Source organism: Thermococcus sp. ES12 (assembly GCF_012027515.1).
Taxonomy (GTDB): domain Archaea; phylum Methanobacteriota_B; class Thermococci; order Thermococcales; family Thermococcaceae; genus Thermococcus; species Thermococcus barossii.
Genome location: NZ_SNUP01000116.1, coordinates 1 through 405, shown reverse-complemented (window position 1 = coordinate 405; position 405 = coordinate 1). Strand labels below are relative to the sequence as shown.

Sequence of the window (405 nt, the reverse complement as noted above, 5' to 3'; positions counted from 1 at the left end):
CCAAACATCATATATAAAGATGGAACAATGATTGATGTAGTCCCAATTGAGCTCAAATGGTATGAAAATTATGAGAAAAAATACTTTGAAACATTCAGCGAGGCTTTGGATGAGTACTTTGGAAAGATAACCGTAGAAAAAGCAAAAATTGAGAGAACTAAGCGTTTAGAAGAGAAAAAGAGACAAATATTAGCAACACTTAGAAGGCAAGAAGAGCAGATGAAAGGCTTTGAGGCTGAGATGAAGAAAAATCAAGAGCTTGGCGATTTAATATATGCGAATTTCACCTTCATTGATAATCTTTTGAGAGAGTTTTCAAAAGCGGTTGAAAAACTCGGCTGGGAAGAATTCAAAAAACGCATAGAGGAAGGTAAGAAAGCTGGAAATAAGATAGCTCTAATGGTT

Annotated in this window: 1 protein-coding gene; it reads left to right on the top strand. The window is 35.1% G+C overall.

Annotated features, from left to right (window positions below; translation table 11 throughout):
* On the top strand, positions 1-405 hold a 405-nt coding region (locus tag E3E37_RS11320), incomplete at both ends, for an NFACT family protein (RefSeq protein WP_206204116.1).